Origin of the sequence: Neorhizobium sp. T25_27, assembly GCF_002968565.1 — a bacterium.
GTDB classification, from domain to species: Bacteria; Pseudomonadota; Alphaproteobacteria; order Rhizobiales; family Rhizobiaceae; genus Neorhizobium; species Neorhizobium tomejilense.
Genome location: NZ_PVBJ01000004.1, coordinates 210,828 through 225,204 on the forward strand (window position 1 = coordinate 210,828; position 14,377 = coordinate 225,204).

At 62.1% G+C, this 14,377-nt stretch carries 16 protein-coding genes; 5 read left to right on the forward strand and 11 right to left on the reverse strand.

Features of this window, described 5'->3' with window-relative positions:
- Positions 1–114 precede the first annotated feature (114 nt).
- From C5J24_RS14295 to C5J24_RS14310, 4 genes are all read left to right on the forward strand, one after another.
- Entirely contained in the window at positions 115–1,110 is a 996-nt protein-coding gene (locus C5J24_RS14295; RefSeq protein WP_105418714.1) for a DUF4424 domain-containing protein, read from the forward strand.
- A 121-nt stretch (positions 1,111–1,231) separates the two neighbouring features.
- The gene (locus tag C5J24_RS14300) at positions 1,232–1,825 is read left to right on the forward strand and encodes a cytochrome b (RefSeq protein ID WP_105418716.1); all 594 of its coding nucleotides are present in this window, start codon (positions 1,232–1,234) and stop codon (positions 1,823–1,825) included.
- Positions 1,822–2,409, forward strand: a complete 588-nt coding sequence (locus C5J24_RS14305; protein WP_105402015.1) for a YceI family protein — start codon at positions 1,822–1,824, stop codon at positions 2,407–2,409. Before C5J24_RS14300 ends, C5J24_RS14305 begins: the two co-directional genes overlap by 4 nt.
- A 256-nt stretch (positions 2,410–2,665) precedes the next feature.
- Positions 2,666–3,505 carry a 2OG-Fe(II) oxygenase gene (locus C5J24_RS14310; RefSeq protein ID WP_105418718.1) on the forward strand — a complete coding sequence of 280 codons (840 nt, stop codon included), beginning with the start codon at positions 2,666–2,668 and terminating at the stop codon, positions 3,503–3,505.
- A gap of 24 nt (positions 3,506–3,529) precedes the next feature.
- Here C5J24_RS14310 and dxs read toward each other — a convergent pair whose 3' ends face one another.
- From dxs to C5J24_RS14350, 8 genes are all read right to left on the reverse strand, one after another.
- Entirely contained in the window at positions 3,530–5,449 is a 1,920-nt protein-coding gene (gene dxs / locus C5J24_RS14315) for a 1-deoxy-D-xylulose-5-phosphate synthase (protein WP_105418720.1), read from the reverse strand.
- A 101-nt stretch (positions 5,450–5,550) separates the two neighbouring features.
- Positions 5,551–6,474 (reverse strand): pirin family protein, encoded by a 924-nt coding sequence (locus C5J24_RS14320; protein WP_105418722.1) that lies wholly within the window; start codon positions 6,472–6,474, stop codon positions 5,551–5,553.
- A 10-nt stretch (positions 6,475–6,484) separates the two neighbouring features.
- Complete coding sequence (locus tag C5J24_RS14325) at positions 6,485–6,877, reverse strand: DUF86 domain-containing protein (RefSeq protein ID WP_245437329.1); 393 nt, start codon at positions 6,875–6,877, stop codon at positions 6,485–6,487.
- An 89-nt stretch (positions 6,878–6,966) separates the two neighbouring features.
- Positions 6,967–7,326 (reverse strand): DUF1850 domain-containing protein, encoded by a 360-nt coding sequence (locus C5J24_RS14330; RefSeq protein WP_105418723.1) that lies wholly within the window; start codon positions 7,324–7,326, stop codon positions 6,967–6,969.
- 10 nt (positions 7,327–7,336) lie between these two features.
- Positions 7,337–9,445, reverse strand: coding sequence for a TRAP transporter permease (locus tag C5J24_RS14335; RefSeq protein ID WP_105418725.1), 2,109 nt, complete (start codon positions 9,443–9,445; stop codon positions 7,337–7,339).
- Positions 9,446–9,640: 195 nt separating this feature from the next.
- Positions 9,641–10,576, reverse strand: coding sequence for a TAXI family TRAP transporter solute-binding subunit (locus C5J24_RS14340; RefSeq protein ID WP_245446647.1), 936 nt, complete (start codon positions 10,574–10,576; stop codon positions 9,641–9,643).
- Between the two features lie 161 nt (positions 10,577–10,737).
- Entirely contained in the window at positions 10,738–10,992 is a 255-nt protein-coding gene (locus C5J24_RS14345) for an exodeoxyribonuclease VII small subunit (protein ID WP_038540522.1), read from the reverse strand.
- 3 nt (positions 10,993–10,995) lie between these two features.
- Positions 10,996–11,928 carry a histone deacetylase family protein gene (locus C5J24_RS14350; protein ID WP_105418729.1) on the reverse strand — a complete coding sequence of 311 codons (933 nt, stop codon included), beginning with the start codon at positions 11,926–11,928 and terminating at the stop codon, positions 10,996–10,998.
- A gap of 147 nt (positions 11,929–12,075) precedes the next feature.
- On the opposite strand from C5J24_RS14350, the gene C5J24_RS31865 reads away from it, so the two are divergent.
- Entirely contained in the window at positions 12,076–12,474 is a 399-nt protein-coding gene (locus tag C5J24_RS31865) for a thioesterase family protein (RefSeq protein ID WP_172723976.1), read from the forward strand.
- 14 nt (positions 12,475–12,488) lie between these two features.
- Here the strand turns inward: C5J24_RS31865 and C5J24_RS14360 are convergent, their stop codons facing one another.
- The 3 genes from C5J24_RS14360 to C5J24_RS14370 are packed head-to-tail and all read right to left on the reverse strand — an operon-like array spanning position 12,489 to position 14,362.
- Complete coding sequence (locus C5J24_RS14360) at positions 12,489–13,052, reverse strand: biotin transporter BioY (RefSeq protein WP_105418731.1); 564 nt, start codon at positions 13,050–13,052, stop codon at positions 12,489–12,491.
- 30 nt (positions 13,053–13,082) lie between these two features.
- Entirely contained in the window at positions 13,083–13,688 is a 606-nt protein-coding gene (locus C5J24_RS14365; RefSeq protein ID WP_105418733.1) for an energy-coupling factor transporter transmembrane protein EcfT, read from the reverse strand.
- On the reverse strand, positions 13,685–14,362 hold the full coding sequence (locus tag C5J24_RS14370) for an energy-coupling factor ABC transporter ATP-binding protein (protein ID WP_105418735.1): 678 nt from the start codon (positions 14,360–14,362) through the stop codon (positions 13,685–13,687). Before C5J24_RS14370 ends, C5J24_RS14365 begins: the two co-directional genes overlap by 4 nt.
- Positions 14,363–14,377: the final 15 nt, after the last annotated feature.

Here is a 14,377-nt window from a genome sequence, read left to right on the forward strand (position 1 = left end):
TAGGGCTCGATCTCAAAGGCAGGCCGGAAGACCCTCCGGCCTGCCTTCTCTGTTTCAGCATTTGCGTCTATCTTCCGGCGGCCGGAAAGCCGGCAACGAACCGGAGGGACGGAAATGCGGTGGACCTTGCTGATCGGCGGGCTTTTGCTTGTCTCGAACCCGGCACTCGCCAACGATACCATGGCGGAGCTGAAGACGGGCGGGCTGATCTACGTCCAGACCTCCGACGTCACCATGGCCGAGGAGCAGCTCTACATTTCCCGTGAGGAAGTGCTGGTCGATTACGTCTTCAAGAACACCAGCGACAAGGACGTCGAAAGCGTCATCGCCTTCCCGATGCCGGATATCACCGGCAGCATGGACAGCAATATCGCGCTCGACGATACCGACGCCGACAATTTCCTCGGTTTCTCCGTCGTGCAGGACAGCCGACAGATCAAGCCGGAACTGCAGCAGCGGGTGCTGGCGGCCGGCGTCGACCGCACCGACGAACTCGTTGCGCGCAACATTCCGCTTCTGCCCTATAGCGAAAGGACGCTTGCCGCGCTCAAGGCCCTGCCCGAAGACGTGAAGGCCGCCTGGATCGCCGAGGGGCTGGTGTTCGTCAACCGTTACGATGCCGGCAAGGGCTGGCAGGAGGACCTGGCGCCGGCCTGGACGCTGCGATCGGTCTATTGGTGGAAGACGAAATTCCCGGCTGGCAAACCCGTCCGCGTCAGCCACCGCTACAAGCCGAGCGTCGGCGGCACGGTCGCCATGACCTTCATCGACCAGGGCAAGCCGGCGACGAACCACAAGGACTATGCCGACCGCTACTGCATCGACGCCGCCTTCCTGAAGACGGCCGCAAAGCTCGAAGCCGCGGCTGGGAAAAGCGGCCCGAACTATACCGAGCAATGGGTGTCGTATATCCTCACCACCGGTGCCAACTGGGGCGGCTCGATCGGCAAGTTCAAGCTGACGATCGACAAGGGCAGGGCGCAGGACTACGTCAGCTTCTGCGGCAACGGTATTAAGAAGGTCGGCCCGACGACCTTCGAGATGACTGCCGACGATTTCTCCCCGGAAAAGGATTTGAACATCCTGTTCCTGACGGCCGCCGATCAGTAACGGCGGCACAAATCCCTATTCAATAATATTGAATGAGCGTGATCGCGACGGCGCTTGCCGGTCAGGTCGGAAAGTACGATGTTTCCGCCTGTGAATTGCCGAAGAATTCCGGAAACATCCCATGCCGCGTCGCTCCGCCGATGGCTATGATCTTGTCGCGATTGCTCTGCACTGGCTGATCGCGGTGCTGATCCTCGGCCTGCTGGTCCTCGGCTTTGTCATGACCCGCCGATCGATCGATCCCGCCCTGCAGTTCCAGCTCTTCCAGTGGCACAAGTCCTTCGGCATGCTGGCGCTTCTTCTGGCCGCCGTGAGGCTCGTACGTTCGCTGACCGTCGCGCGGGTGAAGCCCGCGGAAGGTCTGGGTGTCCTGGAGCGTCGCTCGGCACATGTGATGCATTACCTGCTGCTGACCTTGGCGGTGGCTGTGCCGGTGGCCGGCTGGATGATCGCTTCGGTATCGCCGCTCGAAATTCCGACCTTCGCGTTCAACCTCGTCGTCATTCCGCATCTTCCGGTGCCGAAGTCGGAAGCGGCCGAGGCGTGGTGGACGACCGTCCATGCGGTTCTCGCCTATTCCACGCTGGCGCTCGTCTTCCTGCATTCCGCCGCCGCACTCTACCACCACTATGTCAGGCACGACGACGTGCTCACCCGCATGCTCGGCAGCCGGCACCACACCGTTAAAACGTCAATCGAGGAGCCGGGACCATGACCCGCAAGGCAACCGTCATCGCAGCAATGCTGCTCACCATGTCGCTTCCGCAGGCCAGCTTCTCCGCGGTCGACGTCCCGAGCCTCACGGAGGCGGCCGGGCGTTATGCCATCACGCCCGGTTCCCGTATCGCCTTTGCTGTGGATCAGGTCGGCGGCGGCGGCATCAAGGGCAAATTCGGCAAGTTTTCGGGCACGTTCAACCTGAAAGCCGGTGATCTCGCCCATTCCATGGTGAATTTCGACCTGAAGCCGGAAAGCGTCAGCACCGGCCAGGATCGCATCGATGCTTTCCTGCGCTCTGGCGCCGTCTTCGATTCCTCCCGGTTCGAGACGATCTCGTTCCGGTCGGAGCGGATCGAGCAGACCGGCCCGGACAGCGCCCGCATCACCGGCACGCTGACCGCCAAGGGGCATAGCTCATCCGAAATCTTCGATGTGAAACTGACCTCCTGGAACGGCCGAAAGATAGGCTTCAACGTCAGCGGCAAGATCTACCGCTCGCGCTATGCCATGGATGTCGGCACGCCGATCTATTCCAATGTCGTACAGTTCGACATGGTGATCGAGGGCGAGCGGAGCTAGATACAGCGCCCTCGGTTGGCCCCATTACTTCATTCGACGTAGAAGCATACTGCTTCGGAGCCTTGCCTTGAAAAAGGGGCGCCGGGGTACGAGGCGCCGTCGACCGACACTATTGATTCTACTGCAGGATTTCAAAAGAAGCGGCTTGATTTGGAATTCCTCTAACAACTAACGCTTTCGAAGTATGGGCTTTTGGCATGCTTGCGCCACCCAAAAAATATGACACTGTGACCGAAGTATAGTTTGGGGGAGTGTAATGGCGCAGTTAGTATATCCCATTGATCCGGATACTCTTCTGGCAGATGTTGATGCTGCTCGCTCGATGGCCAGGACTTATGCTGAGGCTTACCAATCGGCATCGCCTTATCCGCATATCTGCATCGACAATTTCCTGCCCGAGCAGGTTCTGGAAAACGTCCTGGCCGACCTCAGGAATCGCCCGGAAAAGGAGACGACTTTTGCGAGGGCGCAGGAGAACAAGAAGGTCTCCTACGCTCCGGAGCGGCTTCCGGCCTACACCAAGAACCTGTTCTACGCGCTGAATTCGCGCCCCTTCGTCCTGTTCCTGGAGGAGATGACCGGCATCGAGGGATTGATCCCGGACCCGTTCTTTTTCGGCGCCGGCGTCCATGAGACCGCCAACGGCGGGCATCTCGATATCCATGCGGATTTCAATCTTCATTCCAAGATGAAGGTCGAGCGCCGTCTCAACACGCTGATCTATCTCAACAAGGGCTGGCGGGAGGAATGGGGCGGTTCGTTCGAAATCTGGGACAAGGAGATGAAGGGCAAGGTGCACAGTTTCACCCCGCTGTTCAACCGCATGGTCACCTTCTCGACCACATCGGACTCTTTCCACGGCAATCCCAGCGTCGTGAACCATCCGGAAGACAAGACGAGGGACTCGATCGCCCTCTATTATTACACGGCGACCTGGGACGAATCCCGCAAGTCGCATTCGACGCTCTTCAAGCCGCGTCCGAACTCGGCGGATAAGAAGGACTATGCCGAAATCCGCCGTGACGTGCTGCGGGAGTTCACGCCGCCGATGCTCTATCGCAGGATCATCGGGCCCTTGAGCAGACTCGGTTTCTAGGCCGAGAGAACCCGACGGTCGGGCTCAACCGGCAAAGCCGACACCGATCTGCGGCTGGCCGAGCGTCCTGAAGACGGTCGAAACGATGCCGGCGCGGTCGAGGCCGGCCTTGGCGTACATCGCATCCGGGCTCGCCTGCTGCATCCAGATGTCCGGCAGCACCAGCGAGCGGATCTTCAGCCCGTTGTCGAGCAGGCCCTCGGTCGCGAGGAACTGCAGCACATGGCTGCCGAAGCCGCCGACCGCACCTTCCTCGATGGTGATGAGCACTTCGTGATGGCGGGCGAGCTGGCGGATCAGATCCTGGTCCAGCGGCTTGGCGAAACGCGCATCCGCAACCGTCGTCGAAAGCCCGGCAGCATCGAGATCCTCGGCTGCAAGCACACATTCCTTGAGGCGCGTGCCGAAGGAGAGCAAGGCGACCTTGGCACCCTGCTTCACCACCCGGCCCTTGCCGATTTGCAGAATCTGACCGCGTTCCGGCAGTTCGATGCCGACGCCTTCGCCGCGCGGATACCGGAAGGAGATCGGGCCGTCGTCATAGGCAGCAGCCGTGCGCACCATGTGCTTCAGCTCCGCCTCGTCGGCGGCAGCCATCACCACCATGCCCGGCAAGGTGGCGAGGAAGGTCGTATCGAACGATCCCGCATGGGTCGGCCCGTCGGCGCCGACAAGGCCGGCACGATCGATCGGGAAGCGGACCGGCAGTCCCTGGATCGCCACGTCGTGGACGACCTGGTCGTAACCTCGTTGCAGGAAGGTCGAATAAAGCGCGCAGAACGGCTTGAAGCCCTCCGCCGCAAGCCCCGCTGCAAACGTCACCGCATGCTGTTCGGCAATGCCGACGTCAAAGGTGCGGGCCGGGAAGACGTCCGCCAGCTTGTCGATGCCCGTGCCGTTCGGCATCGCGGCAGTGACGCCGACGATCTTTTCGTCGAGCCCTGCTTCCTGAACCAGCGCCTCGCCGAACACGCTGGTGTAGCTCGGCGCGTTCGGTTTCGATTTCGCCTGCGCGCCGGTGATGACGTCGAACTTGTTGACGCCGTGGTATTTGTCGGCGGCGGCTTCCGCCGGCGCATAACCCTTGCCCTTCTGCGTCACCACATGGATCAGCACCGGACCGCGGGCGTTGTCGCGCACATTGCGCAGTACCGGCAGGAGATGGTCGAAGGAATGACCGTCGATCGGACCGATATGGTAGAAACCCATCTCCTCGAACATGGTGCCGCCGGTGACGTACCCGCGCGCATGTTCGACGGCACGGGTGATTGCCCGGTCGACATTCTTGCCGAGGTAGGCGGTCAGTTTCTTGCCGAGATCGCGAAAGCCCATATAGGTGCGGCCGGAGGCGAGACGCGCCAGATAGGCGCTCATCGCGCCGGTCGGCGGGGCGATCGACATGTCGTTGTCGTTCAAGATGACGATCAGCCGCGCATCCAGCGCGCCGGCATTGTTGAGCGCCTCATAAGCCATGCCGGCCGACATCGCGCCGTCGCCGATGACCGCGATGACATTGCGCTTCGAGCCGGAAAGGTCGGCTGCGACCGCCATGCCGAGGCCGGCCGAAATCGAGGTGGAGGAATGGGCAGCGCCGAACGGATCGTATTCGCTCTCGGCCCGGCGGGTGAAGCCGGAAAGCCCGTCCTCCTGGCGCAGCGTGCGAATGCGGTCACGCCGGCCGGTCAGGATCTTGTGCGGATAACACTGGTGGCCGACGTCGAAGATCAGCCGGTCGTCCGGCGTGTTGAATACCTTGTGGATGGCGATCGTCAGTTCCACGACGCCGAGGCCGGCGCCGAGATGACCGCCGGTCCGCGACACCGCATCGATCATCTCGTCGCGCAATTCGCGGGCAAGCTGCGTCAGGTCGCGATCTTCGATCTCGCGAAGATCGGCAGGAAGCATGACCTTGTCGAGCAATGGCGTGGCGGGAGTTGATGTCACGAATAGTGGCCTTTTCTGCTCTTTTCCGGAAGCGCGTTCCTCCCCAACATGAGAAGAAAGCAGGCTTTTTCAAGTTGCATGACCCGCGGTTCTAACCGATTTCAGGCTACGGGCAAGGGGACAAACTCCTCCTCGTCCCCGGGCACGATGTCGAAACGGCCGGTGCGCCACTCATCTTTCGCCTTTTCGATACGCTCCTTGGAGGAGGAAACGAAGTTCCACCAGATGTAGCGCCTGGAGTTCAGAGCGGCGCCACCGAACAGCATCAGGTGACAGCCCGGCGCCCCGGCTTCGAGCGTGATATTGTCGCCCGGACGGAAGACCAGAAGCTGGTCGGCTGCGAACCGGTCACCCGAAACGACGAGTTCGCCGGAGAGAATGTAGATCGCCCGTTCCTCATGCGCCGCTGCAAACGGGAAGCGCTTGCCAGCCTCGAGGCGGAGATCGACATAGAGCGTGTCGGTGAAGGTCGAGACCGGCGAGCCCAGGCCCTCGAAAGCGCCGATGACCACCCGGCCGTTCGCGCCGTCCGCATCGATGACCGGCATTTTTTCCTTGTCCGTGTGCGAGAAGGTCGGATCGATCTCCTCCTTGTCATCCGGCAGTGCCAGCCACGTCTGCAGCCCGGAGACCGACATCGGATGACCGCGCAGGTTTTCAGGCGTGCGTTCCGAATGCACGATGCCGCGGCCGGCGGTCATCAGGTTGATGTCGCCCGGCCGGATGACCAGTTCGGTGCCGAGGCTGTCGCGATGCTTGATCTCCCCGTCGAACAGGTAGGTGACGGTGGAAAGCCCGATATGCGGATGCGGCTTGACATCAAGCGCCTCGTCGGCCCGCAGCAGCGCCGGTCCCATCCGGTCGAAGAAAATGAAAGGTCCCACCAGTCTTCTCTGCCGGCTCGGCAAAGCGCGCCGCACGGAAAACCCGCCGATATCGCTGGTGCGCGGAATGATCAGGTTCTCGATCGCATCACAGGCAAAGGCGTCACCCGCGACCGGGTCGTTTCCGGGGAAGAAGGACATGGGGTACTCGCTACAGTGTTTCCTGTTCGGCCGGATACTGCGCCAGGAACGTTTCGAGTTCAATGAGAAGGGGAGGGAGACGCTCGACGATGGTCGTCCAAATTATGGAATCCAGGACATCGTCGTGGTCATCCCTTAGAATATTGCCGAGATTTCGAATGGCGAGCCAGTCATGCGCGGGAAACAGTTCCACGGCCAACGAACTAAGTCTGATCGACGCTTCGGAAACACGTTCAAAACATCGCTCGACCGCGTCACGGACGAGCCGATTTCCTATATAAGCCCGAAAGTCCATGCCCTGGGTATATTCAAGGATCGCAGCACCATTCTCAACGATATCATGAATCCGCGTCAAAGGACGTTTAGAAGGCAACGGCGCGATCCCGTCTATGAAGCGGGGCATGTTCTTTTTTGAAGCTCCCGCGCTTGGCGATAACCAGATCCTTGTCCATATGGACAATATAGTGGAGCCCTCGGATTTGGTCGAGAGCGCTAGCGACACCCGCTCAAAGCGACCTCATCCCCAGCCGTCGCCCCAAGCTCGACGCAGCCGTCCGCATGACACAGCCTCCACCCACCCGGCGTCATGCCCGACGCCGCCAGTGAAATGCGTTCCTGCGGCGGCAGCGTCGGGTGCCAAACCCACCAGCCGTCCTTCAGCACCGCGCCCGCTCCGGGCTCCATGCCCGCTCCGGACCCTTTGACCTCGGCTTGCCGAAGCTCCAGCCCGGCCGGCGTCACGGCCCAGGTCTCCCGCCATTCCGTCTTCTGCACCGAATGGGTCCAGGAGAGAGTGAACGCCGAGATTGCGAGCGCCGTCAGCTTGCCGCCCGCCAGGATGCAGAGGCTCATTGCCCGGCGCTCATGTCAGTGCCGGTGCGGCAGGCGCGTTGCGGTTGCGCCACCAGTGTTGGGCGACAAAGACGACGCCTAGGGTCCAGCCAAGTTCGTCGGTCCAGGGAAGCGCAACAACCAGGCTTGCACCGGCGACGACGGCCAGTAGCCGCTCCCACGGTGCCATGCGGGCGAACAGGAAGCCGACGACCGCCGTGCCCCAGAGCGCGATGCCGAAGCATGCCTTGAGGAAGACATAGGCGACCTCGACCGGGTAACCCCATGCCGCGGCAATCGCACCCGGATCCTGCAGCATCAGAGCCGGCGTGTAGACGGCCATGAACGGTACGACGAAACCGGCGGTCGCGAGCTTGGTCGCCTCCACGCCGATCTTCAGCCCCGAGGTCTTGGCCATCGGTGCCGCCGCGAAGGCTGCGAGTGCTACCGGCGGGGTCAGATCCGCCATGATGCCGAAATAGAAGACGAACATGTGGCTGACGATCAGCGGCACACCGAGTTCCAGAAGGGCAGGGCCGGCAAGCGACGAGGTGATGATGTAGTTCGGGATCGTCGGAATGCCCATGCCGAGGATCAGGCAGGTGATCATCGTCAGGACCAACGACAGGAACAGGTTGTGCTCGCCGACACGGATGATCGCACCGACAAAGGTCGAGGCGATCCCGGTCAGGGTCAGCGTGCCGATGACGATGCCGACGATGGCGCAGGCGATACCGACCGGCAGCGCGTTCTTGGCGCCTTCGGCCATGGCGTCGCGGCAGATCGCCAGCGTTTCGCGCCCGCCCTTGACGAAGATGCAGCCAACGATCAGGGCGAGGATGACGATCGCCAGGAAGTTTACCCCGTAACGCAGGAATGAGGCGGCGGCGATGCCGAGCACGACCCAGAAGACGAGACGGAAGGCAAGCGGGCCGATGCTTGCGGCAAGCGGCATGCCGAGGATCAGTACGATGACCAGCGCCAGCCCCATCGTACCGGCGAAGATCGGCGTATAACCGGCAAACAGCAGGTAGACGAGGGCGGCGAGCGGCAGGATCAGGGGCCAGTGCTCCCTGACGGCCGCCCAGGGGTTCGGCAGGTCGGCCTTGTTCATGCCCTTGAGGCCGGCCTTGCCCGCCTCGAGGAACACCATCCAGAAGCAGACGCCGAAATAGAGCACGGCGGGGATGATTGCCGCCTTGACGATCTCTGCATAGGAGACATTGAGCGTCTCGGCCATGATGAAGGCGACGGCGCCCATGACCGGCGGCATGATCTGGCCGCCCATCGAGGACGTTGCCTCGACGCCGCCCGCAAAGGCGGAGCGGAAACCGAAGCGCTTCATCAGCGGAATGGTGAACTGTCCGGAGGCGACGACATTGGCGACGCCCGAGCCGGAAATCGTACCCATCAGCGCCGAGGACATGACGCAGACCTGCGCCGGCCCGCCGCGCCAGGTGCCGACGAGGCCGAGCGCGAAATCGTTGAACAGCGCCAGCATGCCGGCGCGTTCCAGAAATGCCGCAAAGACCACGAAGATGAAGATATAGGCCGCCGAGACGTAGATCGGCGTGCCGTAGATGCCTTCGGTGCCGTAGGCGAAATTCTCGATGATCTGCTCGAAATCATAGCCGCGATGGATGAACGGCCCCGGGGCGTATTGCCCGAAAAAGCAATAGGCGAGGAATATGGCGGCGATGATCGTCAACGGCAGGCCCATCAGCCGCCGCGCCGCTTCGAAGACGAGCACGATGAGCACGGCTCCGATGACGAGGTCAGGCGTCGTCAGGAAACCGCTGCGCTGGATGAGGTCGGTATAGAACACCCAATTGTAGATGCCGGTGAGAAAGCCGAGGATACCGAGTGCCCAGAACCAGATCTTGCCGGCTTTCGTCTTGGCGACGAGATTGCCGATCAGCACGAACCCGAGCAGCAGCAGGAAGCCCACATGCATGGCGCGGACGATCTGGCTCGCAAGCGTGCCGTAGGCGGCGGTCCAGAGCTGGAAAAGGGTAAAGGCAAAGGCGATCCAGAAGGCAATCCGCCCGGTGATCCCTTCGCCGAAGCCGGCCGGCAGGCCCTCGATCGGCTCTTCCGCCGAATGCGAGGTGATCGGGTTTTGCGTTGGGGTTTCGGACATTGGTTCTCTCGGCAAGCTCTCTGGTCTGTCGGGAAACCCCCTCTGGCCTGCCGGCCATCTCCCCCACAAGGGGGGAGGTGGCCCTCGGCTCTCTCCCGACCAAGTGGGCGTCGGCGGTGCGGCAGGTTAAGCCCCTCCCCCTTGTGGGGAGGGGTTGAGGAGGGGACTTGCAATAGGCACGGTCTGCCTATCGCTTTACTTCATCAACCCGGCTTCCTTGTAATACCGTTCGGCGCCCGGATGCAGCGGCACCGGCATGCCTTCGAGCGCCTTTTTCGGGTCGATCGCCTTCGCGGCGGCGTGGGCTGCGGAAAGTTTCGGCAGGTTGGAGAACAACAGCTTGGTCATCTGGTAGACGGTCTCGTCGGATACGCCCGAATGGGTGATCAGGAAATTGCCGACGGCGGCGGTCTCGACATCGGCGGTCTGGCCCTCATAGGTGCCGGCCGGGATTTTCACCGAGACATAAGGCGCGCCGATCTTGGCGACTTCGGCAGCAGGGATCGCCACCACATTGATCTTCAGCGATGTCGCAAGATCGCGGATCGAGGCGACGCCGAGACCTGCCGACTGAAGCGTCGCATCCAGCTGGCGGTTCTTGATCAGCTCGACGGATTCGGCGAACGGCAGGTATTCGGTCTTGCCGAGGTCCTTGTAGGACATGCCGGCCGCCGTGAAGATGGCGCGGGCATTGAGTTCCGTGCCGGAGGCGGGGGCGCCGACCGAAAGGCTCTTGCCCTTGAGATCGGCGAGCGTCTTCACGCCGGACTCGGCGCTGGCGACGACCTGGATGTAATTCGGGTAGATGGCGGCGATGCCGCGCAGCTTGTCGAGCTTGGCGGGAAAGCCCGCTTCCTTGTTGCCCTTCCAGGCTTCCTGCACGGAATCGCCGAGCGAAAAGGCGATCTCGCCTCGCCCTGCCTGCAGCAGGTTGAGGTTCTCGACGGAAGCCTTGGTTGCCTGCACCTGGGTGCGCGCGTCCTTGATCCCCTGTCCGTAGATTTCCGCAAGCGCCACGCCGAGCGGATAATACACGCCCGAGGTGCCGCCCGTCAGTACGTTGATGAATTCCGCAGCCTTCGCGCCGGCGGCGGAAAATGCCGTCGAAACGGTAAGTGCCGCCACGAACATGAGATTGATTTTACTGGGCTTCACGCCGAAGTTCATAATGGTCTCCTCCCAAAGTAACCACTTAGATGGTGGCTATCATGGGGAGGCGGTCCCGGTGCGTCAATCGGTTTGTGACGCAATCCTTGCGAAGGTTGTAAGACTTTGGTTTTAGGCTGCGGCGGTCACTCGCCGTCGAGCGGTTCGACGCCCTGCGGCTTGCCGGCGCGATCGAGGCGGATCTTTTCGATGCGGTTTTCAGCGGCCGTCAGCAGCTTTTCGCAATGTTTCTTCAGCGCTTCGCCGCGCTCGTAGATGGCGATCGATTCGTCGAGCGCCACGTCGCCCCGTTCCAGCCGCGCCACGATGCTTTCGAGTTCGGCAACGGCCTTCTCGAAGGAATAGCCGCTCACATCGAGGCTCTCGGTGTTTTCGGTCATCGTCTATCCCTTCATCAGTCTGCAGATATGCATGCCCGCCGATTCGGCGAGCCCTTCCAGATCATATCCGCCCTCGAGCAGGCTGACGATACGGTTGCCGGCATATTTGCCGGCGATCTCCATCAGCCGGCCGGTGGCCCAGTCGAAATCGTCGCCGACGAGATTGATCTGGGCCAGTGGATCGCGGTGATGCGCGTCGAAGCCGGCCGAGATGATGATGAAATCCGGCCGAAAATTGTCGAGCGCCGGCAGCACGCGCGATTTGAAGGCCTCGCGGAAATATTCGCTGCCGGTATCGGGCGAAAGCGGGGCGTTGACCACGTTGTTCTTGGTGCCGGTCTCGTCCTTGGCGCCGGTGCCGGGATAAAGCGGCATCTGGTGCGTCGAGCAGAACAGCACCGATGGATCGTCCCAGAAAATGTCCTGCGTGCCGTTGCCGTGATGCACGTCCCAGTCGACGATCGCGATGCGCTCGATACCGTATTTCCGTTGTGCATGGCGGGCGGCGATCGCCGCATTGTTGAACAGGCAGAAGCCCATTGCCTTGTCTTTTTCGGCGTGATGGCCGGGCGGCCTCGCCGCGACGAAGGCGTTGTCCACCTTGCCGGTCGCCACGTCGTCGACGGCCGCCATCGCGCCGCCGATGCCCGTCAGCGCGGCTTGAAAGCTCTTCGGCCCCACATAGGTGTCCGCCTCGATCTGGCGGATCGTGTCCTCCTCGGGGATTTCGCGCATGACGGCGCGCAGGTGCTCCTCCGGATGCGCGAGCAGAACCGCGTCCTCGTTCGCCTGGGGAGCGTCCTTGCGGTCGAGCCTGGCGAAATTCGGATGTTCCAGCGCGATCGCCAGCGAGCGCAGCCGGTCCGCCCGTTCGGGATGTCCTTCGGGCGTGCTGTGTTCGAGGAAGATCTTATGTTCGTAAAGGCGCGTGGTCATGCGGCGGCCTCGTCAGGGGTCAGTCCGGTCTGGACCTTTCCGACATGGCGCAGAAAGCTGACTTTTTCAAGCCGCAACCCCTTGCTCTTGCGCTTGTTTAGCTTGAAAGAATGGTCTTACATAGAGGGGTGCAACCCAGAGGGTATCGTGGCCAAAGAGTCAGTCAAGTCTCAGGAATTCCGGGTTCCTTTCCGCGATGTCGACATGAACGGGGAGATGTTCCGATCGTCGTATGTCGTGCGGGCGGAAGAAGCCGTCACGGAATTCTGGCGCCGCCGCAAGCCGCAAAAGGACGATCCGTTCTTCAGGATCGGCAAGATCACCTGCACGTTTCACTCGGCCTTGAAGCTGGGCGACGTCGTCCAAACGCATATCGGCGTCAGCAAGATCGGCGGAAAGTCGGCAGGTTTCCTCGTGCATATGCTGCGGGGCAATGAGGCCGTCGCGGAAGCCGAGATCGTCTGGATGACCTGCGACCCCGAAAGCGGTGAACCGGTGCCGCTCCCCGAAGATCTGCGCGACTGGCTCTACCAGTTCCTGGACTAATTGGACGCGGCCGATCAGGCCCGTTGCGGCAGCAACGGATAACCGACCATCACGGCGCGGCCTGCAAGTGCCGCGATCATCGCCTTCAGAACATCGCCCGGAACGAAGGACAGGTCGCCGATGAAGGCGGTCGGAAGCCCGGTGCCCGTGACATAGGCGAGATAGAAGATGCCGAGCGCATGGTCCACAACAACGCCGCCGAGCAGGGCTGCGAGGAAAAAGCCGGTGATCTGTACGATGCCGCTCTGCGAACGATCGACGAAACGCTCGGAGCAATAACCGGTGATGACGGCCGCGAAGAACCAGCCGACGAGATAACCGGCGGTCGGCGAGGCAAAGGTGGCAAGGCCGCCGCGTCCGCCCGATAGAACCGGCAGGCCGATCGCGACCAGCAGCAGGACCAGAAGCACCGCGAAACCGCCGCGCCTGGCACCGAGGATGACGCCCGCCAGCATGACGCCCAGCGACTGCGCAGTGATCGGCACGGGAATGAAGCCGAGCATGATCGGCGGCACGAGACCGAGCGCCACGATAATGGCGGCGAAAAGGGCGGCCAGAACGAGATCACGGGTGGTCATGCTATGCGAATCCCTGGTTGTCATATGGGGTCATTTCTGCGCCCGGATGCCACGTGCGTCAATGGCGGCGGCGATCTCGTCGGCGTTTTTGAGGGTCAGGATGATCAGTGGCACCGCCAGCGTCAGCGGCCGGACCTTCAATCCGCGGGCGCGGTGCGCGTCGCGGATTGCCTGGTACCGGCCGAGAATTTCCGGCACGAAACGGATGACGAGACCGATCGAAAGCCCGATATCCGCCGCCCTGACGAGCCCCAGCCGCTCCAGCGGCATGGCAAGGCGGGTGATCTCGTCGATGAAATCGCCGGTGCTGGTGGTCGCCGTCACCGCCGCGGCGAAGAGGGTAAGGGCCGTCAGCCGCGTGACGACGACCAGTGCATCGTCTCGGCCGTTGAGGACAAGCGTGAAGATCGCGACGATGGCGATGGTCAGCAGGATCGGCCGCAGCCGCAGCCAGGATTGGCGCCATCCGAGCCGGAGCGACGAGTAGACGATGCCGCCGAGAATGGCCGCGACGACAAGAACAGCCGGGGAATGGATGACGAAAAGCAGGAGGCTGAGTGCCGCAAGGCCGAGAAGCTTCGCCCGCGGCGAAAGCCGGTGCAGAAACGTATCGCCTTCCACGTAAAGCGTCTTCATGCCGCAAGCTCGCGGTAGCGGGCGATGACCTCGGCCGGCGCGCCGTCATTGGCGAGGTGGCCCTCATGGAAGAGCAGAACCCGGTCGAAATCGGCGATCAGGCCGAGGTCATGGCTGATGACGACGACATTTTCGTCGAGCCCCTGGATCGTTCTCTCCACGAGATCGCGATTCCTGAGATCCAGCTGGTTGGTCGGTTCGTCCATGATCAGGATATCCGGTCGGGTCACCAGAACCGAGGCGAGTGCTGCCAGCTGCAGTTCTCCGCCCGAAAGTTCATGCACACGCCGGTCGGCCAGATGGGCGATGCCGAAACGGGCAAGTACCGCCTCGACCGCCGCCTCCGTATCCGCCTTCGAGAGTTTTCTCGATTTCAGCCCCAGCGCGATGTCTTCCTTGAGGATCGGCAGGATGATCTGGTTCTGCGGGTTCTGGAAGATGAAGCCGGCCTGGCCGCGGACCTTGTCGCCGTCCTTGACCGTATCGAACCCGTTGACGGTCACCTGGCCTGTGGCAGGCAGCACCAGCCCGTTGATCATCCGCGCGAATGTCGTCTTGCCGGAGCCGTTCAGGCCGATCACGCCGATCCGCCGCTCGCTCAAGCGAAGCGTCAGCGGATGCACCACCGTGCGCCCCTCGAAACGAGCTTCTGCCTGTTCGAAACGGATATCCAAGCCTGTCCCTCGATG